Source organism: Ralstonia mannitolilytica, from assembly GCF_000954135.1.
Taxonomy (GTDB): Bacteria; Pseudomonadota; Gammaproteobacteria; order Burkholderiales; family Burkholderiaceae; genus Ralstonia; species Ralstonia mannitolilytica.
Genome location: NZ_CP010799.1, coordinates 204,467 through 228,380, shown reverse-complemented (window position 1 = coordinate 228,380; position 23,914 = coordinate 204,467). Strand labels below are relative to the sequence as shown.

The 23,914-nt window shown below is 63.1% G+C and carries 23 protein-coding genes and 1 pseudogene; 12 read left to right on the top strand and 12 right to left on the bottom strand.

From position 1 onward, the window contains the following. Nucleotides 1-30: 30 nt before the first annotated feature. Together TK49_RS01135 and TK49_RS01130 are read right to left on the bottom strand one after the other, a co-directional pair. On the bottom strand, nucleotides 31-1,053 hold the full coding sequence (locus TK49_RS01135; RefSeq protein ID WP_045220156.1) for a copper resistance protein B: 1,023 nt from the start codon (nucleotides 1,051-1,053) through the stop codon (nucleotides 31-33). Further along, complete coding sequence (locus tag TK49_RS01130) at nucleotides 1,053-2,909, bottom strand: copper resistance system multicopper oxidase (protein ID WP_045220158.1); 1,857 nt, start codon at nucleotides 2,907-2,909, stop codon at nucleotides 1,053-1,055. The genes TK49_RS01135 and TK49_RS01130 overlap by 1 nt, the downstream gene beginning before the upstream one ends. A 172-nt stretch (nucleotides 2,910-3,081) precedes the next feature. Between TK49_RS01130 and TK49_RS01125 the strand changes: the two genes are divergently transcribed. The 3 genes from TK49_RS01125 (at nucleotide 3,082) to TK49_RS01115 (ending at nucleotide 5,641) form a co-directional block, all read left to right on the top strand. Then, nucleotides 3,082-3,768, top strand: coding sequence for a heavy metal response regulator transcription factor (locus tag TK49_RS01125; protein ID WP_045220160.1), 687 nt, complete (start codon nucleotides 3,082-3,084; stop codon nucleotides 3,766-3,768). After that, a complete protein-coding gene (locus tag TK49_RS01120) occupies nucleotides 3,768-5,165 on the top strand; it encodes a heavy metal sensor histidine kinase (RefSeq protein ID WP_045220162.1) in 1,398 nt (465 codons plus the stop codon). The genes TK49_RS01125 and TK49_RS01120 overlap by 1 nt, the downstream gene beginning before the upstream one ends. Nucleotides 5,166-5,407: 242 nt before the next feature. Beyond that, nucleotides 5,408-5,641: a hypothetical protein gene (locus TK49_RS01115; protein WP_045220164.1), complete on the top strand. Its 234-nt coding sequence runs from the start codon at nucleotides 5,408-5,410 to the stop codon at nucleotides 5,639-5,641. Between the two features lie 180 nt (nucleotides 5,642-5,821). Here the strand turns inward: TK49_RS01115 and TK49_RS24485 are convergent, their stop codons facing one another. After that, nucleotides 5,822-5,989, bottom strand: a complete 168-nt coding sequence (locus tag TK49_RS24485) for a hypothetical protein (protein ID WP_154205931.1) — start codon at nucleotides 5,987-5,989, stop codon at nucleotides 5,822-5,824. A gap of 162 nt (nucleotides 5,990-6,151) precedes the next feature. Here TK49_RS24485 and TK49_RS01110 point away from each other — a divergent pair, with 162 nt between their 5' ends. The 3 genes and pseudogenes from TK49_RS01110 to TK49_RS01105 all read left to right on the top strand — a co-directional run bounded on the left by TK49_RS01110 (nucleotide 6,152) and on the right by TK49_RS01105 (nucleotide 7,409). Next, nucleotides 6,152-6,514, top strand: coding sequence for a COG4315 family predicted lipoprotein (locus TK49_RS01110; protein ID WP_045220165.1), 363 nt, complete (start codon nucleotides 6,152-6,154; stop codon nucleotides 6,512-6,514). A 75-nt stretch (nucleotides 6,515-6,589) separates the two neighbouring features. Continuing rightward, nucleotides 6,590-6,718: pseudogene (locus TK49_RS25185) on the top strand (hypothetical protein); the annotation flags it as partial. Nucleotides 6,719-6,911: 193 nt separating this feature from the next. Then, nucleotides 6,912-7,409: a c-type cytochrome gene (locus TK49_RS01105; RefSeq protein WP_376717870.1), complete on the top strand. Its 498-nt coding sequence runs from the start codon at nucleotides 6,912-6,914 to the stop codon at nucleotides 7,407-7,409. A gap of 82 nt (nucleotides 7,410-7,491) precedes the next feature. On the opposite strand, the gene dsbD is transcribed toward TK49_RS01105, so the two are convergent. The 9 genes from dsbD to cueR form a co-directional block, all read right to left on the bottom strand. After that, a complete protein-coding gene (dsbD, locus tag TK49_RS01100) occupies nucleotides 7,492-9,429 on the bottom strand; it encodes a protein-disulfide reductase DsbD (protein WP_045220169.1) in 1,938 nt (645 codons plus the stop codon). Nucleotides 9,430-9,547: 118 nt separating this feature from the next. After that, on the bottom strand, nucleotides 9,548-9,877 hold the full coding sequence (locus TK49_RS01095) for a P-II family nitrogen regulator (protein WP_045220170.1): 330 nt from the start codon (nucleotides 9,875-9,877) through the stop codon (nucleotides 9,548-9,550). A 58-nt stretch (nucleotides 9,878-9,935) separates the two neighbouring features. Continuing rightward, nucleotides 9,936-10,598 carry a methyltransferase family protein gene (locus TK49_RS01090; protein ID WP_045220521.1) on the bottom strand — a complete coding sequence of 221 codons (663 nt, stop codon included), beginning with the start codon at nucleotides 10,596-10,598 and terminating at the stop codon, nucleotides 9,936-9,938. A gap of 158 nt (nucleotides 10,599-10,756) precedes the next feature. Beyond that, nucleotides 10,757-11,002 carry a DUF2933 domain-containing protein gene (locus TK49_RS01085; protein ID WP_045220174.1) on the bottom strand — a complete coding sequence of 82 codons (246 nt, stop codon included), beginning with the start codon at nucleotides 11,000-11,002 and terminating at the stop codon, nucleotides 10,757-10,759. A gap of 51 nt (nucleotides 11,003-11,053) precedes the next feature. Then, entirely contained in the window at nucleotides 11,054-11,365 is a 312-nt protein-coding gene (locus tag TK49_RS01080; RefSeq protein ID WP_045220523.1) for a hypothetical protein, read from the bottom strand. Between the two features lie 131 nt (nucleotides 11,366-11,496). After that, nucleotides 11,497-11,739, bottom strand: coding sequence for a hypothetical protein (locus TK49_RS01075; protein WP_154205932.1), 243 nt, complete (start codon nucleotides 11,737-11,739; stop codon nucleotides 11,497-11,499). Nucleotides 11,740-11,860: 121 nt separating this feature from the next. Next, entirely contained in the window at nucleotides 11,861-12,244 is a 384-nt protein-coding gene (locus tag TK49_RS23710; RefSeq protein ID WP_052698572.1) for a hypothetical protein, read from the bottom strand. Between the two features lie 112 nt (nucleotides 12,245-12,356). Next, nucleotides 12,357-14,765 carry a heavy metal translocating P-type ATPase gene (locus TK49_RS01065; protein WP_045220178.1) on the bottom strand — a complete coding sequence of 803 codons (2,409 nt, stop codon included), beginning with the start codon at nucleotides 14,763-14,765 and terminating at the stop codon, nucleotides 12,357-12,359. Between the two features lie 12 nt (nucleotides 14,766-14,777). Continuing rightward, nucleotides 14,778-15,206, bottom strand: coding sequence for a Cu(I)-responsive transcriptional regulator (gene cueR, locus TK49_RS01060; protein ID WP_045220528.1), 429 nt, complete (start codon nucleotides 15,204-15,206; stop codon nucleotides 14,778-14,780). A gap of 95 nt (nucleotides 15,207-15,301) precedes the next feature. Here cueR and TK49_RS01055 point away from each other — a divergent pair, with 95 nt between their 5' ends. From TK49_RS01055 to TK49_RS01030, 6 genes are all read left to right on the top strand, one after another. Beyond that, entirely contained in the window at nucleotides 15,302-16,567 is a 1,266-nt protein-coding gene (locus TK49_RS01055; protein ID WP_045220114.1) for an IS256 family transposase, read from the top strand. 285 nt (nucleotides 16,568-16,852) lie between these two features. Next, on the top strand, nucleotides 16,853-17,266 hold the full coding sequence (locus tag TK49_RS01050) for a hypothetical protein (protein WP_024979368.1): 414 nt from the start codon (nucleotides 16,853-16,855) through the stop codon (nucleotides 17,264-17,266). Between the two features lie 70 nt (nucleotides 17,267-17,336). Then, nucleotides 17,337-18,638, top strand: coding sequence for a TolC family protein (locus TK49_RS01045; protein ID WP_045220180.1), 1,302 nt, complete (start codon nucleotides 17,337-17,339; stop codon nucleotides 18,636-18,638). After that, complete coding sequence (locus tag TK49_RS01040; RefSeq protein ID WP_045220182.1) at nucleotides 18,635-20,170, top strand: efflux RND transporter periplasmic adaptor subunit; 1,536 nt, start codon at nucleotides 18,635-18,637, stop codon at nucleotides 20,168-20,170. Before TK49_RS01045 ends, TK49_RS01040 begins: the two co-directional genes overlap by 4 nt. Further along, nucleotides 20,167-23,337: an efflux RND transporter permease subunit gene (locus TK49_RS01035; RefSeq protein WP_045220184.1), complete on the top strand. Its 3,171-nt coding sequence runs from the start codon at nucleotides 20,167-20,169 to the stop codon at nucleotides 23,335-23,337. The genes TK49_RS01040 and TK49_RS01035 overlap by 4 nt, the downstream gene beginning before the upstream one ends. After that, a complete protein-coding gene (locus TK49_RS01030) occupies nucleotides 23,334-23,672 on the top strand; it encodes a copper-binding protein (RefSeq protein WP_045220186.1) in 339 nt (112 codons plus the stop codon). Before TK49_RS01035 ends, TK49_RS01030 begins: the two co-directional genes overlap by 4 nt. The last annotated feature ends 242 nt before the right edge of the window (nucleotides 23,673-23,914 follow it).

The following is a 23,914-nucleotide window of genomic DNA, read 5'->3' as shown; positions in this document are numbered from 1 at the left end:
GGAATACCCGTGAGGTTAGGGTTGAGAAAACTAGAACCAGAGGCGCACACCCGCAACAAAGCGGGTCTCGCCACGGCGCCCGCCCGCTGCTTCGATCATGTTGGCCGTCCCGCCAAATGACTGGCTGCGTTCGACGCCGATATAGGGAGCAAACTGGCGGCTGAACTCATAGCGCAGCCGCAAGCCGGCCGTCGCGTTGGAAAGCCCACTGCCGATGGCAAGGTCCGGATCGCGCTTGCCGTAGAAGTTGGCTTCAACGCGCGGCTGCAGAATCAGCCGCTGGGTCAGCAGCAGTTCATATTCGCTGGACAGGCGCAATGCGGTACGCCCACTGTTGCCCACATACGCCGTTGCTTCGAGATCAAACCAGTACGGAGCCAGACCTTGCACGCCGAACGCCACCCAGTTGCGCGCCGGCCGGCCAAAGCCTGTGTCGTTCCGAATCCCCAGTTGCGTATCCCAGAACGTCGACACCGCATGGCTCCATAGCAACTCGGTGCGCGCCTCTTCAAAGCGTCCCTTCGATACGTCGCCCTCGGCTTTGAGGACAGCTTTGTTGTACACGCTGCCGAACCGGGCCTGCAGCTCGTAGGCCGTTGCATTGGCGTCGCTGCCGTGCACCCACTCCAACCGGTCGACCAGCACGGAGCCAAAGTTGTGCTCATCCGCCATCATCATCATGTGGCGGGGGTCGCCCAGCGCGTATTTGCCGGTGCCGAGCTGGTATCCGCCCGAATAGGCGTCAGGGTCGCGCGCGTCGGGAGGTGCGGAACCGCCCTGCATGTTCATGCTGCCATGGTCCATCCCTTGCATGGAACCGTGGTCCATGCCTTGCATCGAGCCATGGTCCATTCCCTGCATCGCGCTGTGGTCCATTCCCTGCATTGAATTGCCCATGCCCTGATGCTCGGACTGGGACGCTGGAGCAGTCTCCCCATTCATCAGTTGGATGTCCTGGGCCGAGGCGACGCCAATGCCGGCGACAGCCAGCGCCACCGTCAATAGTGTCCTTGCGTGCTTGCGCATGATCGATCCGCTGTGAAAGTCGAGCATCAGGCCACCACCACTTCGCGGAACATGCCCGCGTCCATGTGCAACATCAGGTGGCAGTGCCACGCCCAGCGGCCCAGCGCATCCGCCGTGACAAGAAAGCTGATGCGCTGCGCGGGCTGCACAGGCAGGGTGTGCCTGCGTGCGAGGAAGGTGCCATCCGGCGCCTCCAGCTCGCTCCACATGCCGTGCAAGTGCATCGGGTGGGTCATCATCGTGTCGTTGTGGAGAATGACCCGCAGCCTTTCGCCATATTGGAAATGCACCGGCGTCGACTTGCCGAACTCCACACCGTCGATCGACCACGTGTAGCGCTCCATGTTGCCGGTGAGATGCAGTTCCACCTCGCGCCGCGGACCGCGCTTGTCCATCGGACCGCCGATCGTGTGCATGTCGGCCAGCACCAGGACACGCCGCCCGTTGTTGCGCAACCCAATGCCGGGATCGTCCAGGTTGGTGCGCGCCATGTCGACGTGCATATCGGTGCTCGGACCATATTCCGTGCGCGCATGCCGCGCCTTCTTGCTTGGCACCTTCAGGCTGTCCGGCGGTCCACCGGATTCCACATGCTGGCTATGGTCCATCATCGTCATGCCACCGGAGTCCATCATCGTCATGCCACCGGAGTCCATCATGGTCATGCCGCCATCGCCCATCATCTGCATGTCACCGTGATCCATGCCGGACATTCCGCCCATCCCACCCATATCCCCCATCATGTCGGCCATGGACAGCCATTCCACCTTGTCGAGCGCCGGCACCTCCGCCTTCAAACCTTGGCGAACCGCAAGCGTCCCACGGGCATAGCCGGTGCGGTCCATCGACTGCGAGAAGATCGTATAGGCGTCGTCCTTGGGTGAAACGAGCACATCGCACGTCTCGCCGGGGCCGAAGCGAAACTCGTCAACGGTGACCGGCTCAATGTTCTGCCCGTCGACCTGCACCACCTTGAGTTTCAGCCCGGGGATGCGGACGTCGTAGAAGGTGTTGCCCGACCCATTGATGAAACGCAGCCGCACCGTCTCGCCCGGCGAGAAAAGGCCCGTCCAGTTGCCGGCAGGTGTGACGCCGTTGGTCAGGTAGGTGAGCGTTGCAGCGGAGAGATCGGCCAGATCCGTCGGGTTCATGCGCATCTGGTTCCACATGCTCCGCTTGTCCATGGCCGCCTTCCAGCCATCGTTGGAGACGTCGCGGAAGAAGTCCACCACCGTGGGCTGGTGGTAGTTGTAGGTGTCGCTCTGCGTTTTGAGCTTGGACAGAACCCGCATGGGGTCTTCATCGGTCCAGTCCGACAGCAAGACGGTGTAATCGCGATCGGCACGGATCGGGTCTCCGTTTGCGGCGTCGATGATGAGACCGCCATACACCCCCGTCATCTCCTGGAAGCCAGAGTGCGAGTGGTACCAATAGCTGCCGCTTTGCTGAACCTTGAAGCGATAGGTGAACGTTTCGCCAGGCGGGATGCCGTGGAAGCTGATGCCGGGCACGCCGTCCATCTGGAATGGCAGGATGATGCCGTGCCAGTGGATCGAGGTCGGCTCTCGCAAGCGGTTGGTGACACGCAGAGTGACCGTATCACCCTCGCGCCAGCGGAGCGTAGGCCCGGGCAGCATGCCGTTGATGGTCGTCGCCATGGCCGGCTTGCCGGTGAAGTTGACCGGTGTCTCGTCGATCACCAGATCGAATTCGGTGCCGCGCAACACCGGAGCCGTCCCCAGCGCGGTGGACGCGGCAGATGCTGCCGAAGTGAAACCACCCAGCCCCAGGCCGGCAATGACCCCGCCGGCGGCCAAACCTTGCACGAACCGCCGCCGCGGCAGATTTGGTAGTACGAGGCCGGATGCACGATTGCTGCGCATGATCGAGTTTTCCTTACGTAGTGTCCGACTCAGAAAGCTGCGTGCAGGCTACCCAGTGCCAGGCTACCCCGACCTGACCGAAACATTACAAATCAGTCATCTTGGTGTGATGCGGCCCACAGCGCGGTACTCTACAGCCCATACAAGCCATAGAAAGTGATTCAGGCGCAATATGAAGCTGTTGGTCGTCGAGGATGAACCCAAAACCGGAGAGTACCTGCAGCAAGGCCTGACTGAAGCCGGCTTCGTGGTGGATCTGGCCCGCAACGGTACCGACGGCCGGCATCTGGCCATGACGAGTGACTACGACTTGCTGGTGCTGGATGTGATGCTGCCTGACGTGGACGGCTGGCAGATCGTCCAATCGTTGCGAGCCGCGGAACAGGCAGTGCCGGTGCTATTCCTGACCGCACGCGACAGCGTGGCAGACCGCGTCAAAGGCCTCGAACTGGGTGCCGACGACTATCTGGTGAAGCCGTTCGCGTTTGCCGAGCTGCTCGCGCGGGTCCGCACGCTGCTGCGCCGTGGAATCGGGGCCGTCTCGGCCGACCGCATCCAGGTGGCCGACCTGGTGCTGGATCTGGCCCGCCGCCGCGCATCACGCGGTGGCCAGAAAATCCCGCTGACGAGCAAGGAGTTCTCCCTGCTGGAGTTGTTGGTCCGGCGCCGTGGTGAGGTCCTGCCACGCTCGCTGATCGCCTCCCAGGTCTGGGACATGAACTTCGACAGCGATACCAACGTGATCGATGTCGCCATCCGCCGCCTGCGCGCCAAGATCGACGACCACTTCGAGCCGAAGCTGATCCAAACGGTGCGCGGCATGGGTTATGTGCTCGAAGCCCCAGAGGAAGCGGCTTGATGGGACGGTTCTCCCTCACGACGCGGCTGACCGCGTATTTCTCGCTGTGCTCGGCAGCCGTCTTGCTGGGCCTGGGTGTCGTGATTGCACTCGCGATGGACCGGCACTTCGCGGTTGAGGATTACACCGCGCTGCGTGAGAACGTCAGTGTCATCCAGAAAATCGTCGAATCGAGCCCCGCCCAGCAGGTGCCGGAGCGAATCCGCGAAGCGCTGCAGCACCGCTCTGATCTCGTTGTGCGCATCCAGGGTCCGGACCAGCAAATTCTGTACGCGTCCAAAGATTTCGACTTTCAGACTGCGATGCAAGCATTGGCACAGCAACGGCGCAACAGCGACGCCCTCGTCTGGGAACAAGGCGGCCAACAGTACCGGGGCATGCACGCGGCAATCCCGCTGCGCGATGGTTCGTCCGATGCCCTCGATATCCTGCTGGGCATCAACACGGACATCCATGCCCACTTCCTGCATACGTTCCGGGGTACGCTGGCCTTCTACATCGCCGTCGCAGCTTTGGCCACGGGCCTGTTCGGATGGTGGGCCGCACGCCGGGGTCTGGCGCCGCTGCGCACCATGGCCTCGCGTGCGCGCACGGTGACGGCCGACAAGCTCGACGAACGCATGCCCGTTGAAACCGTGCCAGTAGAAATGGCGGACCTTGCCGCCACCCTGAACGCCATGCTGGAGCGGCTCCAGAACGATTTCCACCGCCTGTCGGACTTCTCGACCGACATCGCGCACGAACTGCGTACGCCCATCACCAACTTGCTCACGCAGACTGAGGTCGTGCTGTCCCAGCCGCGCGAGGGCACCAAGTATCGCGACGTGCTGACCTCCAACGCGGAGGAACTGCAACGCCTGGCGCGCATGGTGTCCGACATGCTCTATCTCGCGAAGATGGAGCATAGCCTGACACTACCGAGCGCCGAGGACATTCATATCGCTGACGAAATCCGCGCGTTATTCGAGTTCTATGACGCGCTCGCCGAAGACAAGGTTGTCCAGCTCGAATTGCGCGGGGATGGTCACGTCACGGGCGACCGACTCATGCTGCGCCGCGCGCTGAGCAATTTGCTGTCCAACGCCATCCGCCATACCCCGCGACGTGGTCACGTGGTCGTCTCGGTCAGCGATGACCGCGAGGGCATGATGATTTCAGTGGACAACGACGGCGACGAAATCGCACCGCATTTGCTGCCGTTCATCTTTGAGCGCTTCTTCCGAGTGGACAAGTCACGCGCGCGGCCTGAGTCAGAAAGCGCTGGCCTCGGATTGGCTATCACCAAGGCGATCGTCGTGGCACACAGCGGCGCCATCACCGTGTCACGTATTAACGGGCGCACCCGGTTCTCCATTCGCTTACCCCATCGGGTCGAGGTGGCCGATGCGCTCGCTTAGCTTGGGAACCCTTTCGGGCCGGCGCACATTACCGACACATGGCGGTCCGATTACCATTCGGACAGGTACGGGAGTTTGTGGCCTTTCAGACACCGCACCATCGATGCATGGAGGTACCTCACACGATCGCGCATCGGCCTGACGAACTTGTAATACGAGGGTCACGTTTCTGTTATTCGCGAGTCTCTACACTGCATACGCAGAGTAAGACCTTGTTTCAACTTCAAGCAGGAGAGAACGCGATGAACTACCTCAAACAGTCCGCCCTAGTGGCAGCCGCATTGCTGACGCTGAGCATGAACGTAGCCGGCGCGGCCGGCGGCCCTGGACCGCGCGACGTCTATACCGATGGTGCTCAATCCGTTGGAGCGCGCGACCCCTACACTGATGGCAGGGGCGGAACTCGCGATGTCTACACCGATGGCGCGAATTCGATGGGTAAACGCGATCCGTACACGGACGGCGGCCATCAATAAAGATCGCCTGGAATTGCACTTCCCCGGTGGCTTGGAGAACCCCTTTTGGGGTTCTTTTCTTATCGCATGTTCGCGGCGGCCCTCTCCCAGTCAGGGTCGTCGAGCACGCTCGCGTTGTCCAGGAGCGTAGCACCTCAATCTCGCAGGTGCACTCGTGACGTCCGTCTTTGCCGGGCGCGTTCACTGGTCCTTTGTTTCGGCTGAAACGTGCAGGTGCAGAAAACGTTCAACCGGAATGACCGCCACAATCCCGGCGCCCGGCGCCGTTGATTTCCCGGCCAACCCTCTAACTGGCCTCGTCGGCATCTGATGGATCGGCGTCACAAAGCGCTCCACCGTAAAATCCATGCTTCGCCTCTTCGTCGACACCGCGGCGTGCTACAGCATCAATTGCCGTGCGGTTTTCACCACCTATACTCATCTCACACAACCGGGATTCCCAGGTCGTTGGTAGCAGCTTGCCGTCCCGACGCTAGCGTAGATATTGATCAACAACGCAAGGAGCACACTATGTCGCGTACCCTGATGATGTTGGCGCTGGGCGCGGTCGCATCGTTTCCGGCGCTTGCCGAGCCGCCCGAGGTTATGCAAGGCAAGCTGGTCGATGAGCACAAGATGACGCTGTATGTTTTCGACAAAGACACTACGGTTGGCAAAAGCGCGTGCAGCGGGACGTGTGCGACCAACTGGCCACCCGCGCTGGCCGATTCATATGACAAGGCGAGCGGCGACTGGAGTTTCATCACCCGTGATGACGGCAAGCGCCAGTGGGCCTACAAGGGCCACCCGCTGTACCGCTGGAGCAAGGACCAGAAGCCGGGCGACACCACCGGCGACGGCGTCATCGGCGCGTGGCACGTGGCCAGGCCTTGACTAGCGCGTTTGAGGGGCGCATGGAAGCCGGTATAAGACGCGGAGCGAACCGCTCCGCCTCGACAGGGCAGTCGGATATGTGTTTCCAGCCCCGACTTGCTCATCTGGTTGCCGCATTTGCAGTGCAATGCTCGTGCGCAGACCGGCGACCGGACCTGGGCGGACGATCTGGTGCAAGACACTTTGGAGCGGGTGTTGTGGCGCTCGCGCCTGCGGCCCAATGATTCAACGACCTGCTCTTCATGCGATCGGGATCGCTTTGGCCTCACTTGCCTTTGGCGCGCCGGCTCGTGCAGAGGGTGACCCCGCGCGTGGTGCACAAGCCGCCCGCACTTGCATGGCGTGCCATTCATTTGCACCGGGTCGCCACTTAACGGGCCCGAGCTTGGCGGGCGTTTTGGGACGCAAAGCAGGCACAGCCAACGGCTTTGCACGCTACTCTGACGCCGTCAAGCAATCAGGTCTGGTCTGGGACAAACGGAACCTCGATGCATGGCTCAAGAATCCGGCGGCCATGGTGCCAGGCAATACGATGACCTTTCCTGGTGTTGCCGATGCACATACGCGAGCCGATCTGGTCGCCTACCTTGAGGCAGTTTCCACGGGGCGCGTGAAGGTGCCCGATCATGGCCTACCGAACTTGAAGGAACTCGATGCGGCGTCGCGGGTTACCTCAATCCGCTACTGTGGCGATACCTATCGTCTGACCACCGCCGACCGGAAGACCCATGCCTTTTGGGAGTTCAACCTGCGATTCAAAACGGATGGCAGCGCTGCGGGCCCGGCTGCCGGCCAACCCGTGCTGATCGACACAGGCATGCAGGGCGACCGCGCCGCCGTGGTGTTCGCACGCCCTGAGGAAATCTCGGCCTTCATTCAAAGGCGGTGCCCATAAAAGAACTGGCCACCCAACCCGCTGCATCCGGAATGCGGTGGCAATGCCGTTGTATAGCTGCGGATGGGGAATCGGGCAGTCCTCAACGCTTCCCGCTGTCGTTCCACGCCGTCGAGAGACTGTCGAGGAAAAGGCCTGCGGACTGGAAGCCGATCACCCGCACCGGGCTCTCACGTCCGTCGACACCGTACAAGATGATCCCGGGTGGGCCGAACAGGCCGAAGCGTTTGAGCAGGGCGCGGTCTTCCTCAGTATTGCGGGTCACGTCCGCCTGCAGCAGTACAACACCAGCCAGCCGTGCCTGGACTCTCGGATCGCTAAAGGTCAAGCGTTCCATCTCCTTGCAACTGACGCACCAATCGGCATAGAAATCCAGTAGCACCGGCTTGCCGGCCGCGGCGGCCTGCACCAGGCGCGCGTCGAGTTCGACCACAGAACGGATGCGCTCGAAGCGCACCAGCGCCGGGCCAGCCGTGGAGGCAGGCGCCACCTGGCGATCCCGCAGGTGCGACAGCGGCTGGAGCAGATCTCGTCCACCTGACGCGAGACCGACCAGCAGGATCGCCCCTGCCAGCGCGGCCACCACGCCCATGCCTTTGCCCAACCGGGCCAAGCTGCGAGGCTCGGGACCAAGCGAATCAAAGGCACCCAGGAAGGCGGCGGCAATCAGCAGCAGCATGGCCCATGCTGCCATCAATACCCAGGGTGGCAAAAGCGGGCTGACAGCCCAGATCGCCTCGCCGAGCAACAGGAAACCCAGGAAGCGCTTCGTCACCTTCAGCCAGTGCCCAGCGTGCGGCACGAGATAGCCGGTAGCGACGCCGACCAGCACCAGCGGCACTCCCATACCGATCGCCATAGCGAATAGTGCGCCGCCAGCGCCAACGGCATCACCGGTTTGCTCGGCGTAGGCCAGCGCGCCCGCCAGCGGCGCAGGCACGCTGCGAACGACGACCAATGCTGCAACCACCCCCGATGCTGCGGCAATGGCAATCCGTCCGCCCGACCACCGGTTCGCGGACGCCGCCATAGGGGGTTGCCACCCCAGTTCACAGAGCCCGAACATCGACAGCGCCAGGGCCACCGCCAGCGCGGCAAAAACTCCCAGCGCCCACGGTCCCGCCGAGAATCGCTCGCCGAGCAATCCTGCAGCCATGCCGATACCGGCATGAGCCACCGCCGTTCCGAGCACGTAGGCTGACGAGACCAGCAAGGCGCGACCGCGCGTCACGTGCTCGCCGACGACGATAGACGACAGGATCGGCGCCATCGCCAGCACGCTTGGCGTGAGCGTCAGCAGCAGGCCGAAACCGAGGAAGACCGTGGCAATCTTCCCAAGCTGTTGGCTGGCCAGCACGCGGGCAATGCGGTCGCCGTTGTCCTTCCTTGGCGCGGCTGATGGAACAGCAAGCCGAGTTTGCCCCTCCCCAAAACTGGGCAAAGTCGGCGTCGCCGGCGGCACGAGCGACGTCATTGGTGTGCTGCTCCGATGCTTATCGAATAGGCCACCGAGCAGGCCACCGCCGACCTTGTACACATTCTTCATCGGCGGATAGCAGATTCCTTTGTCGGCACAGCCTTGTGACGTCACCGTCAGCGACCATTCGCCGTCTGCCGGCGCGACCGCCACCGGCACGCGAATGGTGACGCCGGCATGATAGGTCTCCATCTGCTTGCCGAGTGCTTCGTCGAACTTGACCTGCCCGGGCGGAAACTCGGGCGCACCGAGCTTGACCCCTGCCGGCTGCGCTGCGAACGCGAATCGCTCACGGTAGAGGTGATAGCCGTCGGCGATGTCGAAGTGCACCTCGATGGAGCGGTCGTCGAGTTGCCGCGCCGAAAAGCGGAAAGCCTGCTCCGGCGGCAGGAGATCCTGCTCGCCCGCAGCGTGAGCAACGCCAGCGGCGCCTGCGATGCAGAGCCACGTGAAAGCGAGCAGCAGCCAAACGAGCTGCGCCGGGGCGAGGCGTCGTATTCGCCCGCCATCGCCCGTGCGCGTCGCTGCCACGCTCCATCCCATACATCGCTCCCTGACCTCAATGACCGACCACGCCGTGCGATCGCGCTATGCCTCTTGGGGGTGCCCTCATACCTCGCCTGCCACACGGGCACGCGAGCCCGTGCCGTCTACGATGGGATCATTCCGCCGCGCCAGCTGACTCCCCAGCGGGAACGTGAAGATGCAAGAACGCCTCGACGGGAACAACCGCCACGATGCCGGCGCCCGGCACCGTCGATTTACCGACTTCAACGATCGCGTTGGTGATGGCCTGGACCTCGGCCTCATCCGCGAAGATTTCAACCTTGGTGTGCACGGTAGTCAGATCGCTGGAAAAGAAATTCTTGTACTCGCCGTACCCCTTGACCTTTGTGATCGTCAGGCCAGGAGCGTGGACGGTCGCAAGCTGTCTCTCTAGTGACTCAAGCAGTTCAGTGGGAATGATGGCGATGATCCATTTGGTACTCATAACACTCTCCTCGATCACCAAGGTACGACCGCGGCAGCCAGGGCAGTGAGGCGAGAAATCATGAGCCCACGCGCGTGCTGAATAGCTGTTTCCATTGACTGCGGCCCGGTAAGAACATAGGCACCCTGCGCCGATACGCTTCGTAAGCGGCTCCAAAACGGCCGACCATGTCTTGCTCTTCCTTGCGCGCCAGCCTGACATATGCAAACACAATGACTGGCAACAGCACCACGGTGATCAGAGTGGGCCAGTGCACCACCTGACCGAAGACTGCCAGCATGATGCCGAGGTACTGCGGGTGACGGACGAATCCATAAGGCCCCTCTTGGGCGATGCGCCCGGTGCGGCTTGCCCGATAGACTGTGCTCCACCCCCAAATCAACAACACGAGGCCCGGGAGGATGAAGACAGTAGCGATCACCATCTCGACCATTGCGCCTGCCATGCCATAACCGAGCAGCGTTGCCCACAGATGCCCACTGTAGGCGGTCAGCGGTATGTCGATTCCAAGGAAGCCCGTCAGGAGATAGATCGTGAGCGGGAAGCCGTACATTTCCGCATACAGCGCGATCACAAATGCCTGCACGAGACCAGCCCCAGTCCATTCGCGCCAACCTCGCGGCGCCACGTACCGATACAAGATCCACGACACCACCCCAACCAAAATCGCGACAAGGTTCCAGTGGCCGTAGTGCGCACTGAAACTGCTCATAATGTCCATGGCACACCTCCCGCCGACGACGGGATTGGATTTGCCCCGCATCTCCGGAAACCGTCTCACTCTCGCGTTGATCATTCACGCACCGTGCCGGCCTATGGCCCTTGTCCGGCTCGTGCTGGAACCCGCCTTTGCGATACGCGCGCGGCCTCACTGACGATTCACTTTTCGATCCGAAACGGCTCTTTCCGCTCTGGCGTCTGTTCTGGCGTCGGACGGTGTTGCCCCCCCTGATCATTCATCCCCTTCATCATCAGCCACATCGATAGCGGACAGATCAGGATCAGCAGGAAAGGTCCGATACCCAGTACGAACGCGCGGACTGGCGGGAAGATGGCGTAGGCGATCGCCAGGATCGCCACCAGGGCAACACCCATGGTGACCATGGTTCTCGTATTGCATTTCATAGCGCTACTCCTTTCACGGGATGCGGCTGCTTGCGATATGGCGCGGCATCCTTATTTGGTCGGCGAGGTTTGGATCTTGTCCGCGTACTTACGCAGGATTTCCCCCATCGCCTGCATCATTTCTCCATGCATCTGCATCGAGAGCTTCTCGTTGCCGGGCGGCAGCTGCCCCATCATCGGACAACCGCCCATCATCCCGCCTCCGCCGCCCATCATGTGGTCCATCATCATGGAGTGCATGGGGTCTTGCGAACCCGGCTTGGTGCCGTCAGAGCCGCGGCTGGGGCTGGCTGCCATGCTCCAGCCACCAGCCCCAAGCAGGGCAAGCGCTAGCGCAGCGGCCACGACTGATTGCGTCTTCATGTCAATCTCCATATTCGATTGAGTTGGATAGCGCTCACCTGATTTCGTGTGTCATCGACCTGGCGACTGGTCTCTCAGCACCCGCATCACGCTGACGCGGGCGCTTCGATCATCGGCCGCGGCACACACGCTCATTTCGCTTCGGGTAAGCCCTTCGGGCTGCCGCCGTCTGCCGGGCGGGCATCCGTCGATTTCATCATTTCAGCGCACTGCTTCTGTATCGCCTCTTTGCTCGATGCGGCGCCGGAAGCGGCGGCGGAATGCTTTGCTGCCGCGCGCGCACTGTTGATGACATCCCAGTTGGGACCCGCGAAGGCGGCGCTAGCGGCGACACCGAACAAAACAAGTACGGCGACTCTGAGAACGGAGTGCATGATGGTATTCCCCACACAAGGTTTCTTTCGGGCTCATTCCAGGCAGAGTCCGCAGACATCCTGCCGGGGGAGCGATTGAAATCAGTGCTCGCGGCGATGGATTGCCGCGTATGGGGAGTGATCAGATTCGCAAGCGCGCGGTTGCGAGGTAGATGGGCCCAGGTACTGCAGCGGGCCGAGAGGCCTTCAGGTAAGCTGGTCCGGCGTAAAGCGTCGGAGGAAGAATGTGCACGAGCCCGCTTGCGGCGGGCAACATGCCGAGATCGGGAGCATGGCCGTTGGCATCCGCCCAATGGCGGCCATCGTGCCGATGGTCCGCGCAAAGCGCGGGCTGCGCTTCGTCCATGTCCTGGCAATTCGAGGCAACCGCCATCGTCGAGGCGTCCATCATGGCCCCTGCCTCGGGCGGGCAAACGTATCCTGCAATCGCCACGCGCGTGAACAGCACCGTCGCGAGCAACGCGAACGCAAGCAACCGAGCGAAGGGGTGATGGTGATGCTTCATGTATCCCTGCAAACAAGTGCGTTCAGTCTAGGCCTGCTAAAACTTGACCACAAGCCGGGCGCGAATGGGGGACGGTAGGCGGTGGACATGATCTTCATCCCAAATACGGCGCTTAAGGCACCTGCGCTCTCAACCGCAGCGCATTGGAAATCACCGATACCGAACTCAGGCTCATGGCCAATGCCGCGATCATCGGCGACAGCAGCCACCCGGTGAACGGGTAAAGCACGCCCGCGGCCAGCGGGATGCCCAGCGCGTTGTAGACGAAGGCAAATCCGAGGTTCTGTTTCATATTGGCAATCGTGGTTTGCGACAGTTCCCGCGCACGTGCAAGGCCGCGCAGGTCGCCCTTGACCAGCGTGACCTGGGCGCTATGCATCGCCACATCGGTTCCAGTCCCCATGGCGATGCCGACGTCGGCTTTGGCCAGTGCCGGCGCGTCGTTGATGCCGTCGCCAGCCATTGCCACCACGTGGCCTTCGCTCTGGAGTTTTGCGACCAGCGCCAGCTTGTCAGCCGGTTTGACCTCGCCGTGAACCTCGTCAATGCCAAGCGGGCCGGCCACGGCTCGCGCTGTCGCGATGCTGTCGCCGCTGGCCATCACCACGCGAATCCCGGCCGCTTTGAGTGCCGCAAGCGCTTCGGGGGTGCTGGCCTTGACCGGGTCCGAGACCAACAGCAGCCCCGCCAATTTCCAGTCAATGGCCAAGTACATGACACTGGCGCCGTACTGCCCCAGCACATTTGCCCGCAACGCCTGTGATTCAATGGGGACTTGTTCCTGCCGCATCAGGGCGGCATTGCCGAGTATCAGTTGGTGCCCGTCAACCCGGCCCCGCACACCCATGCCCGCGTCCGATGCGAACTGCTCAGCCTTCCCTAACGCCAGGCCACGGTCACGGGCCGCCGCAACGATTGTGGCTGCCAGCGGGTGTTCGCTGCCCTGATCGAGACTCGCCGCCAGGCGCAGCACCGCGGCTTCATCCAACGAATCGACAGCCAACGCCCGCTCGAAGACCGGACGGCCTTCGGTCAGTGTGCCAGTCTTGTCGACGATCAGAGTGTCGACCTTGCGGAAATGCTCGATGGCCGCCGCATCCCGAAACAAGATGCCCTGGGTCGCCGCCTTGCCGCTCGCCACCATGATCGACATCGGCGTGGCCAGCCCCAGCGCGCATGGACAGGCGATGATCAGCACGGCCACCGCATTGACCAGCCCAAAGACCCAGCTCGGCTCGGGACCGAACAATCCCCAACCGAAGAAAGCAAGCACGGCGATCGCCACCACCACCAGCACGAACACGCCGGCCACCTGGTCCGCCATGCGCTGCATGGGCGCCTTCGAGCGCTGGGCCTGGGCCACCATCTGCACGATCTGCGAAAGCACCGTTTGGGCACCGACTTTTTCCGAGCGCATTACCAGGCTACCCGACGTATTGAGCGTGGCGCCGATCACGTGGTCGCCAGGGCGCTTGGAAACGGGCAATGGCTCACCGGTGATCATCGATTCGTTGATGGCGCTTGCTCCCTCGGTCACGACGCCATCGGTTGGCACCTTCTCGCCCGGTCGAATTCGAAGCAAGTCGCCGACATGCACGTGCGTGAGCGGAATATCCTCCTCGCTGCCATCCGGCTTGATGCGACGTGCCGTTTTGGGTGCCAGGCCAAGCAGCGACTTGATGGCGGCCGAAGTCTGCGAACGTGCCTTCAATTCGAAAATCTGGCCGAGCAGCGTCAGTGAAATGATGACGGCAGCGGCTTCGAAGTAGACCGCAATGCGGCCATGCACTACAAAGCTGCGGGGAAACAGCTCGGGCGCAACAGTGGCCGCAACGCTGTATATGAAGGCCGCGCCGGTGCCCAGGCCAATCAGCGTCCACATGTTCGGGCTGCGGTTGCGGAACGACTGCAGGCATCGGGCATAGATGGGGAAGCCGGCCCACAAGACCACGGGCGCGGACAAGGCAAGCTCTACCCAGCCTTGCGCCGCCGGAGCCACTCCCTTGACACGCCCCCCCAGCATTACCAGCGCTACGACAGCGATCGTCAGCGGCAAGCTCCACCAGAAGCGCCGGCGGAACGCCGCGAGTTCGGGATTCTCATCCGCCTCAAGACTCGGCATCGCCGGCTCAAGCGCCATGCCGCACTTCGGGCAACTCCCGGGATGATCCTGGCGGATCTCGGGGTGCATGGGGCAGGTATAGACGGTGTCCGGCGCCGCGTTGGCAGTGTCTACAGCGGAGGTGGCATGAGGATGCGTGTACCGCGTGGGGTCCGCCTCGAACTTCCGCTGGCATGCTGCGCCACAGAAGCTGTATCGGGTTCCCGCGTAGCTTGACTGGTACGGCGTATTGGGCTTGACCGTCATCCCGCACACCGGGTCCCGTTCCTCAGTGGCGGTCACGAGCGTCAGTCGCGTCGCCGTGGCATGCGGGTGACCCCCAGCTTGGGCTCGCTCCGGCTCGCCGTCGTGCCCGGGCGCGGCGGATGACATATGCGGATGCGGTTGTTGGTCGCGCATTTTCGCGGTGCCTCAATGCCTTGTGGCCTGCGGTGCGGGCAATTGCCGTGGGGCTGCGCTGCTGATGGCCTCCAGGATCGGACAAGCAGGTCGATCGTCGCCATCACAATGCTGCGCCAGATACAGCAGGGTGTCCCGCATGCCGCTGAGCGCGGCAATCCGAGCGTCCAGTTCCTGAATGCGCTGCAACGCGATGGCCTTCACCGCCACGCTCGCGCGGCGCTTGTTTTGCCACAGCCCGAGCAGCTCCCGAATCTGCGCCGTGGAGAAACCCAATGCCCGCGCACGCCCAATGAAGCGCAGGGTGTGGATGTCGTTTTCACGATACATCTGGTAGTTTCCCTCGCTCCGGGTAGCCGAAGCGACCAGGCCAATACTCTCGTAATAGCGGATCATCTTGGCCGAGACGCCGGAGACGCTCGCGGCTTGTCCGATATTCATGGCGTGCTCCTCGCTTCCTGTGCGCATGGCACCTTCGGTATCGAGCCTGTCAGGAATTTTGTGTTTGAGGCATAGCATGTTGGAAAGGAGCATCTATGCCAAGCAAGAAGAAACCGGCGGCAGCCGGCACGGCGGCGCTGCCGTCTATTCCCCACGAACTCATTGAACAACTGACCGGCGGCACCACGCCGATGACGGCCGAACAGATCAACGCCACCACCATGGCGCTGAAGAAAGCGCTGATCGAGCGGGCGCTGGGCGCAGAACTGTCGTACCACCTGGGCTACCCGCCCGGCAGCGCCCGCCCCGAGGATGCAGCCAACCAGCGCAACGGCAAGTCCGCCAAGACGGTGCTGACTCAGGACGGGCCGCTGCGCATCGAAGTGCCGCGCGACCGCGCAGGCTCCTTCGAGCCCATCCTGATCCCCAAGCACGAGCGGCGTTTCACCGGCTTTGACGACAAGATCGTAGCCATGTACGCGCGGGGCATGACGGTGCGTGAGATCCAGGGCTTTCTGGCCGAGCAGTACGGCACCGAGGTCAGTCCTGAATTCATCAGTTGCGTCACGGATGAGGTAATGGCCGAGGTCACCGCCTGGCAGGCACGCCCGCTGGAGCCGATGTACCCGGTCGTATTCTTCGACTGTCTGCGGGTCAAGATCCGCGAGGATGCCGTGGTGCGCAACAAGGCCATCTATCTGGCGCTGGGCGTGCTGCCCGACGGCACCCGCGACATCCTGGGCCTGTGGATCGAGAACACCGAGGGGGCCAAGTTCTGGATGAAGGTGTTCAACGATCTGAAGACCCGTGGTGTAGCCGACATCCTGATTGCCGTCACCGACGGCCTCAAGGGCATAGCCGAGGCGCTTGGGGCGGTGTTTCCGACCACGACGCTGCAGACCTGTATCGTGCACTTGATCCGCAACAGCCTGGACTATGCCAGCTGGAAGGACCGCAAGGCGCTGGCAGCGGCGCTCAAGCCCATCTACACGGCGCCCAGCGCAGAAGCCGCAGCGGCCCAACTCGATGCCCTGGAAGCTGGTCCCTGGGGGCAGAAGTTTCCCACGGTGGTGGCGGCCTGGCGCCGGGCCTGGGAGCGCGTCATTCCGTTTTTTGCGTTCAGCCCGGCGGTGCGCAAGGTGATTTACACGACCAATGCCATCGAGAGCCTGCACAGTCAGCTGCGCAAAATCATCAAGACGCGGGGGCACTTTCCCAGCGATGATGCCGCCACCAAGCTGCTGTGGCTGGCCTTGCGCAACATCACGGCTGACTGGGGCCGAGCAGCCAGGCAGTGGAAAGACGCCATGAACCAGTTCGCCATCGCCTATGGGGAGCGCTTTACACGACCGGCCGCGTAATATGTCCACCGGGCTCGTCTGAAACGGCAGCCCGAATAAAAAGCCTTGAACACAAAAATTCAGACAGCCCCTCGGTATCCGGTGTTCGTGGCATCTTTCACGGAACCGGCGCGTGCCCAAATCTTCACGATTTCACGCTACACCCTTCCCAAGTGGGAAGGTCAAGGACGTCGCAATCGTCCTTTTGCCCGACGCCCATGCGGGCGTCTGATCCTGTTTTCCGCGCAGTTGCATTGCGAGCAAAACACGGTATCCTTGCGAAAATCCTGCCACTGCAAAGAACCCTTGCGTCACACGCTGCGCCGGCATCCTTTCTTCGCTGGCATCCTCCTGCTGGTCTTCCTGTCAGTCCAACTGGCAGCGGCGGCGTACGCTTGTGCCGGCAGCCGATACCAAGTGGGCAGCGACAACATGAAGGCCGCCCCGACCGAATCCTGCGCCGACATGGCCAGCGGGACCGATCAGGGCAGCAGCCAGGACATGGACAACGGCGCGCTTTGCCAGGCTCACTGCCAGGCTGACTCCAAGAGCGCCGACCATGTCGCACCGCAACTGCCGGTATTCTTGCCGGTGCTGACGGGCGTCATCGAACCGGCCACCGTGGCTTTTGCCAATCTCCGCACCGTGCTGCGCGCTCAAGTGACAGCGCGCGCGCCACCGCCGCCACTGGCCATTCTTCACTGCAGTTTCCAAACGTAGCCTTCAGATCGACGTCATCCGGTGCTGCCCTCTCTAGACTGGGGTAGCTGTCGTCGTTCATGGAGGCTTTATGCTTTTTCCACGTCGCCTGACGCTGGCGTTGCTTTGCGCGCCTGCCTTCGGCATCGCGATGTCGCATGCCGCGACCTCGCAATCTGTTCCTCCGCTTTCTGTTGAGGAAACCGTTGCGCTTGCCACCGTGCATGCCGGCGACGCCGAATCCTCGCGCGGCACCATCGACGCCGCGACCCAAATGGCGGTCGCCGCCGGCCAGTTGCCGGACCCCGTACTCAAGCTCGGCATCAACAACGTGCCGGTCAATGGCCCGGACCAGTTCTCGGTCAGCCGGGATTTCATGACCATGCGCTCCATCAGCGTGATGCAGGAATTCACGCGTGCGGACAAGCGCCGCGCCAAGGCGGCACGCTTCGAAGCGGAAGCCGACGCTGCCGAAGCGCAGCGCGAGGTCAGCATGGCCAATGTGCAGCGCAACGCTGTCGGCGCATGGCTGGACCGCTGGTATGCCGAGCAGACGGGGACCTTGCTGGGCCACCATGGACACCCACTGGAACTTGCGTTGCAGGCGGCGACCGCCGCGTATCGCAGCGGACGGGGCACGCGCGCCGACGTGCTGGCGATGGAGCTGGAAATCCAGAAGCTTCACGATCGCCTGGACGAAAACCGCGCTGCCGTGGCGACCAGCACCGTCGCGCTCGAGCGCTGGGTTGGCCCGGCTGCGAGCCGCCCGCTATCCGGGCGCCCGCGCCTCGATATTCCTCAGCCGGTCGAGCAACTGGCGCGCGGCGAGTTGGACGCGGTGCCCGAGATTACCGCCGCGCAGCGCGAGGTGGGTCTGGCAGAGAGCGAGATCCGGGCCGCTGCGCAAGCAAAGAAGCCGGATGTCACGGTCGAGCTGATGTATAGCCAGCGCGGCTCCGCATTCTCGAACATGGGCTCCGTGAACGTCAGCTTTCCGCTGCCTTGGGACCAGGGCAGCCGGCAGGACCGCGAAGTCGCGGCCAAGCTGGCGCAGGCCCAGGCTGCACGTGCCAAGTCCGAAATCCTCCGGCGCGATACCCAGGCCATGATCGGCGCCAAGCTCGCCGAACTGCAGCGCAATCTCGAGCGGCTCAAGCGCTATGACGAGAAGACCCTGCCGCTGGCCAGCATGCAGGCGGAAGCGGCCCTGACCGCCTACCGGGCCAATACCGGATCGCTGCTGGCCGTGGCCGAGGCCGATCACCGCGCCATCGATACGGAATTGGAGCGGCTCGCGCTGGAAGCCAAGACGGCCAAGCTGTGGGCGGACCTGACTTTCCTGGTTCCGCTGCCCACCGCGCAGACCGAGTCCGCCATCAAGGAACGCAAATGAAAAAACAGGTCATTGCAGCGGCCGTGGGACTCGTTCTTGCCGGGACCGCCATCTATGGCGCCTACCGCGTCGGCGTCACGCAGGGTGCCAGGTCGGCACCATCGTCGATGCCGGCCAGCCCGGCATCCGGTCTCAAGGCCGGCGACGTCGATCCCAAGACCGGCAAGAAGGTGCTGTACTGGCACGACCCCATGGTGCCCGGGCAGCGTTTCGACAAGCCGGGCAAATCCCCCTTCATGGACATGCAACTGGTGCCCGTCTACGCAGAGGGGGATGGCGGTGCCAACGGCATCACGGTCGATAGCCGTGTCGCGCAAAACCTGGGCATCCGCACGGCCGAAGTCAAAGTCGGCCGGTTGAGCGCGGTGCTGGAGGCGCCCGGCAATATCGCCATCGACGAGCGCAGCGTGCAAGTGATCCAGGCGCGCACGAACGCTTTCGTGCAGCACGTCGCGGTCCGGGCGACCCTCGACCCCGTGCGGCGGGGGCAAGCGCTGGTGACGCTGTATTCGCCGGACTGGGTGGCGGCCCAAGAAGAGTATCTGGCTGTGTTGCGCCAGTCGGCACACGGTCAGGTCGATCTCGCCGGTGCGGCCAAAGCGCGCATGCTGCAAGCCGGCATGACGTCGGGTCAGGTCAGCGCGGTCGAGGCATCCGGACGGCTGCAGCCCAGTGTAGGCATCACAAGCCCCATCGACGGCATCGTGACCGAGGTCGCGGTGCGAGACGGGATGACGGTCTCCTCTGGCATGACGCTGTTCCGCCTGGCCGACTTGAGCCAGGTCTGGGTGGTTGCCGAGGTGCCGGAAGGCCAGGCTCGCACCATCTCGCCCGGCTTGGCGGTCAAGGTGCTGCCGACCGGGGCAGCCGAGCCGCTGGTCGGCAAGGTCGACACCGTGTTACCCGACGTCAACCCGGCGACGCGGACCATCAAGGTGCGCATCGTCCTGCCCAACAAGGGCCGGCACCTGTTGCCGGGCATGTTCGCCACGGTCCGCTTCGACAGCGGCGAGCAGCAGGACGTGCTGACCCTCCCGCTGGAGGCCGTCATCCGTACCGGTCAGCGCAGCATTGTCATGGTCGATGGTGGCCAGGCGGGCTTTGTGGCCACCGAGATCAAGACCGGGCGTGAGGCCGGCGGCATGGTCGAAATCCTGGCGGGCCTCAAGGCTGGCCAGAGGGTGGTCACCTCCGGCCAATTCCTGATCGATTCGGAAGCCAGCCTGCGTGGCACCACCGAGCGCATGGCGGCCCCGGCTGCGGCCTCCGCACCCGCAGCGGCCACCACCGAACACGAAGGCGTCGGCCGGATCGAGGCCGTCACGGGTGAGGGCCTGACGATCTCGCACGGGCCGATTCCCTCGATCCAGTGGGGTGCCATGACGATGGACTTCGCGGCGCCACCAACAGGTCTGCCGAAAGGCTTCAAGCCGGGCGACCGGGTGCGGTTCCGCTTCCACCTGGACAAGGACGGCATGGCGGTCCTGTCCTCGGTCGCGCCCGCCAGCGCGGATCAGGGGAGCAAGCCATGATTGCCCGGCTGATTCTGGCGTCCATCCGCAACCGCTTCCTGATCCTGCTGGCGACGCTGATGCTGACCGCGTGGGGATTGTGGGCCGTGCGCAGCACGCCCCTCGATGCGCTGCCCGACCTGTCGGACGTGCAGGTCATCATCCGCACACCGTTTCCCGGCCAGGCGCCGCAGATTGTCGAGAACCAGGTCACCTATCCACTCACCACCACGATGCTGTCGGTGCCGGGTGCCAAGACGGTGCGCGGCTACTCGTTCTTTGGGGACTCCTTCGTCTATGTGCTGTTCGAGGATGGCACGGACCTGTATTGGGCACGCTCGCGCGTGCTGGAATACCTGAACCAGGTGCAATCCCGCCTGCCTGCCGCCGCCAAGCCCGCGCTGGGCCCGGATGCCACCGGCGTGGGCTGGATCTACGAGTACGCACTGGTGGACAAGACCGGCCAACACGATCTCAGCCAATTGCGCGCGCTGCAGGACTGGTTCCTGCGCTTCGAGCTCAAGTCGCTGCCCAATGTGGCCGAGGTGGCTTCGCTCGGCGGGATGGTCAAGCAGTTCCAGGTCGTCCTCATGCCGGATCGGTTACGCGCCTACAACCTGTCCCAAGCCAAAGTACTGGCGGCGCTCAAGGCGGCCAACCAGGAGACCGGTGGTTCGGTGCTGGAACTGGGCGAGGCAGAGTACATGGTCCGTGCCAGTGGCTACCTGAAGACGCTCGACGACTTCCGGCAGATTCCGCTGGTGACCAGCGATGCCGGCATTCCTGTGCGACTAGGCGACGTCGCCACGCTCCAACTCGGCCCAGAGATGCGACGTGGCATTGCCGATCTCGACGGTCAGGGTGAAGTCGCCGGCGGCGTCATCGTGATGCGCTCCGGCAAGAACGCGCTGGAGACGATCGAGGCGGTCAAGGCCAAGCTGACCACGCTGCAGAAGAGCTTGCCGGCCGGCGTCGAGATCGTGCCGACCTACGATCGCTCCGAGTTGATCAACCGCGCGGTAGAAAACCTGACGCACAAGCTGATCGAGGAATTCATCGTCGTCGCACTGGTGTGCCTGGTGTTCCTGTTTCACTTGCGCTCGGCGCTGGTGGCGATCGTGTCGCTGCCGCTGGGCGTGCTGGCCGCCTTCCTGGTGATGCGCTACCAGGGCGTCAATGCCAACATCATGTCGCTGGGTGGCATCGCCATCGCCGTCGGTGCGATGGTCGACGCGGCTGTGGTCATGATCGAGAACGCGCACAAGCATCTGGAACACTGGCATGCGGACAATCCCGGCCTGAATCTGACCGGGCACGAGCGCTGGAGCGTGATCGGCGAATCCGCGGCAGAAGTCGGTCCGGCGCTGTTCTTCTCACTGCTGATCATCACGCTGTCGTTCATCCCGGTGTTCACGCTGGAGGCGCAGGAAGGCCGGCTGTTCTCGCCGCTGGCCTTCACCAAGACCTATTCGATGGCGGCGGCGGCCGGGCTGTCGGTCACGCTAGTGCCGGTGCTGATGGGTTACATGATCCGCGGACGGATTCCCACTGAGCAGTCCAACCCGCTCAGCCGATGGCTGATCCGCCTGTACCAGCCGATGCTGGCCAAGGTGCTCGCTTATCCCAAAGCCACCCTAGCGATCGCCGCCGTCCTGCTGATCGCAACCGCTTGGCCGGTGATGCGGATCGGCGGCGAGTTCATGCCGCCGCTGGATGAAGGCGATCTGCTGTACATGCCATCGGCGCTGCCGGGGTTGTCGGCAGGCAAGGCGGCTCAACTCCTGCAGCAGACCGACCGTCTCATCAAGACCGTCCCTGAGGTCGCCAGCGTGTTCGGCAAGGCAGGCCGCGCCGACACCGCCACCGATCCGGCCCCCATCGAGATGTTCGAAACCACCATCCAGTTCAAGCCGCGTGACCAGTGGCGGCCCGGCATGACGACCGACAAGCTGGTCGAGGAGTTGGACCGCGTGGTCAAGGTACCGGGCCTGTCCAACATCTGGGTGCCGCCGATCCGCAACCGCATCGACATGCTCGCCACCGGCATCAAGAGCCCGGTTGGCATCAAGGTGGCAGGCACGGACCTGAAGGAAATCGACCGGCTGACCACGCAGATCGAGGCGGCGGTTAAGACCGTCCCAGGTGTCACGTCAGCGCTGGCCGAACGCCTGTCCGGCGGGCGCTACGTCGATGTCGACATCGACCGAATGGCCGCTGGGCGGTATGGCCTCAATATCGAAGACGTGCAGAGCATCGTGTCGTCTGCCGTGGGTGGAGACAACGTGGGGGAAGTGGTCGATGGCCTGGCCCGCTTCCCGATCAACGTGCGTTACCCGCGGGACTACCGCGACTCGGTCGAGCAACTGCGCAGCTTGCCGATCGTCACCGACCGCGGCCAGCAGATCACGCTGTCTGACGTCGCTCGTATCCAGGTGGTGCAAGGGCCGCCGATGCTGCGCAGCGAGAACGCGCGCCTCTCCGGCTGGGTGTATGTGGACATCCGGGGGCGCGACTTACGCTCGGCGGTGCAGGACATGCAGGCGGCAGTGACCAAGGCGGTGCCGATGCCGGCAGGCTACGCGCTGAGCTGGTCCGGTCAGTTCGAGTACCTGGAGCGGGCCAGCGCCAAGCTCAAGGTCGTCGTGCCGTTCACCTTGCTGATCATCTTCGTGCTGCTGTATCTCGTGTTCGGCCGCATAGACGAGGCGCTGCTCATCATGGGCACGCTGCCGCTGGCGCTGATCGGCGGCTTTTGGTTGCTGTACGGGCTGGGCTACAACTTGTCGGTGGCCGGGATCGTCGGCTTCATTGCGCTGGCCGGCGTAGCGGCCGAGTTCGGTGTGATCATGTTGCTCTACCTCAAGCAGGCATGGTCGGAACGGCAGGAGGCCGGCCAGAACACCACAGCAGCACTACTGGAAGCGATTCAAGAAGGCGCTGTCCTGCGCGTGCGCCCGAAGGCCATGACGGTCGCCGTCATCCTGGCCGGCCTGATTCCGATCATGTGGGCGCATGGCACCGGGTCCGAGATCATGCAGCGCATTGCCGCCCCGATGGTCGGTGGCATGGTCACTGCGCCGTTGCTATCCCTGTTCGTTGTCCCAGCCGTGTATCTGCTGATCCGCCGTCGGCAGACGGAATCGTCACCGCTTTCCACCCAACCCTCACATCAAGAGGAATCAACATGAAACACAGCAAGACCTTCGCAATCGTGCTTGCGCTCGCTGCCGCACCGGCAGCGTTTGCGGCCGGCACCATGGATGGAATGGACATGAAGCCGTCGACCGAATCGAAGCAGGCACCCAGCCCGGTTGCTGCGGAGATAGAGAAGATCGATATGCAGGCGGGCAAAGTCACCCTCAAGCACGCTGCGATTGAGAATCTCGGCATGCCGGCCATGACTATGGAGTTTCCGGTGAAGAACCGCGCTGCGTTGAGAAACCTTAAGAAAGGCGAGTCGGTTTCGGTGATGTTTGACAAGGTTGGCGGCAAACCGACCGTGGTGGATATTCAGCGTAAGTAAAAACCGGGAGGCACTCCCGTTCATGAACGGGAGTGCCTCCCGAGCGCAGTGGCTCGGACACGTGCAGACATGCGAGGGTTGAGCCACTGACTTGAGATGGCAGTTGTCTGCCTGCGCTAGAGGTCCTCGGCCGTTTGGACGGCCGGGAACAATGAGCTGCAGGATTTCGGATATTTGCGACGCAACCCTTGACCTTCCCACGAATGGAAGGTTTATCTTGAAATCATCGCTTCGTTTACCAA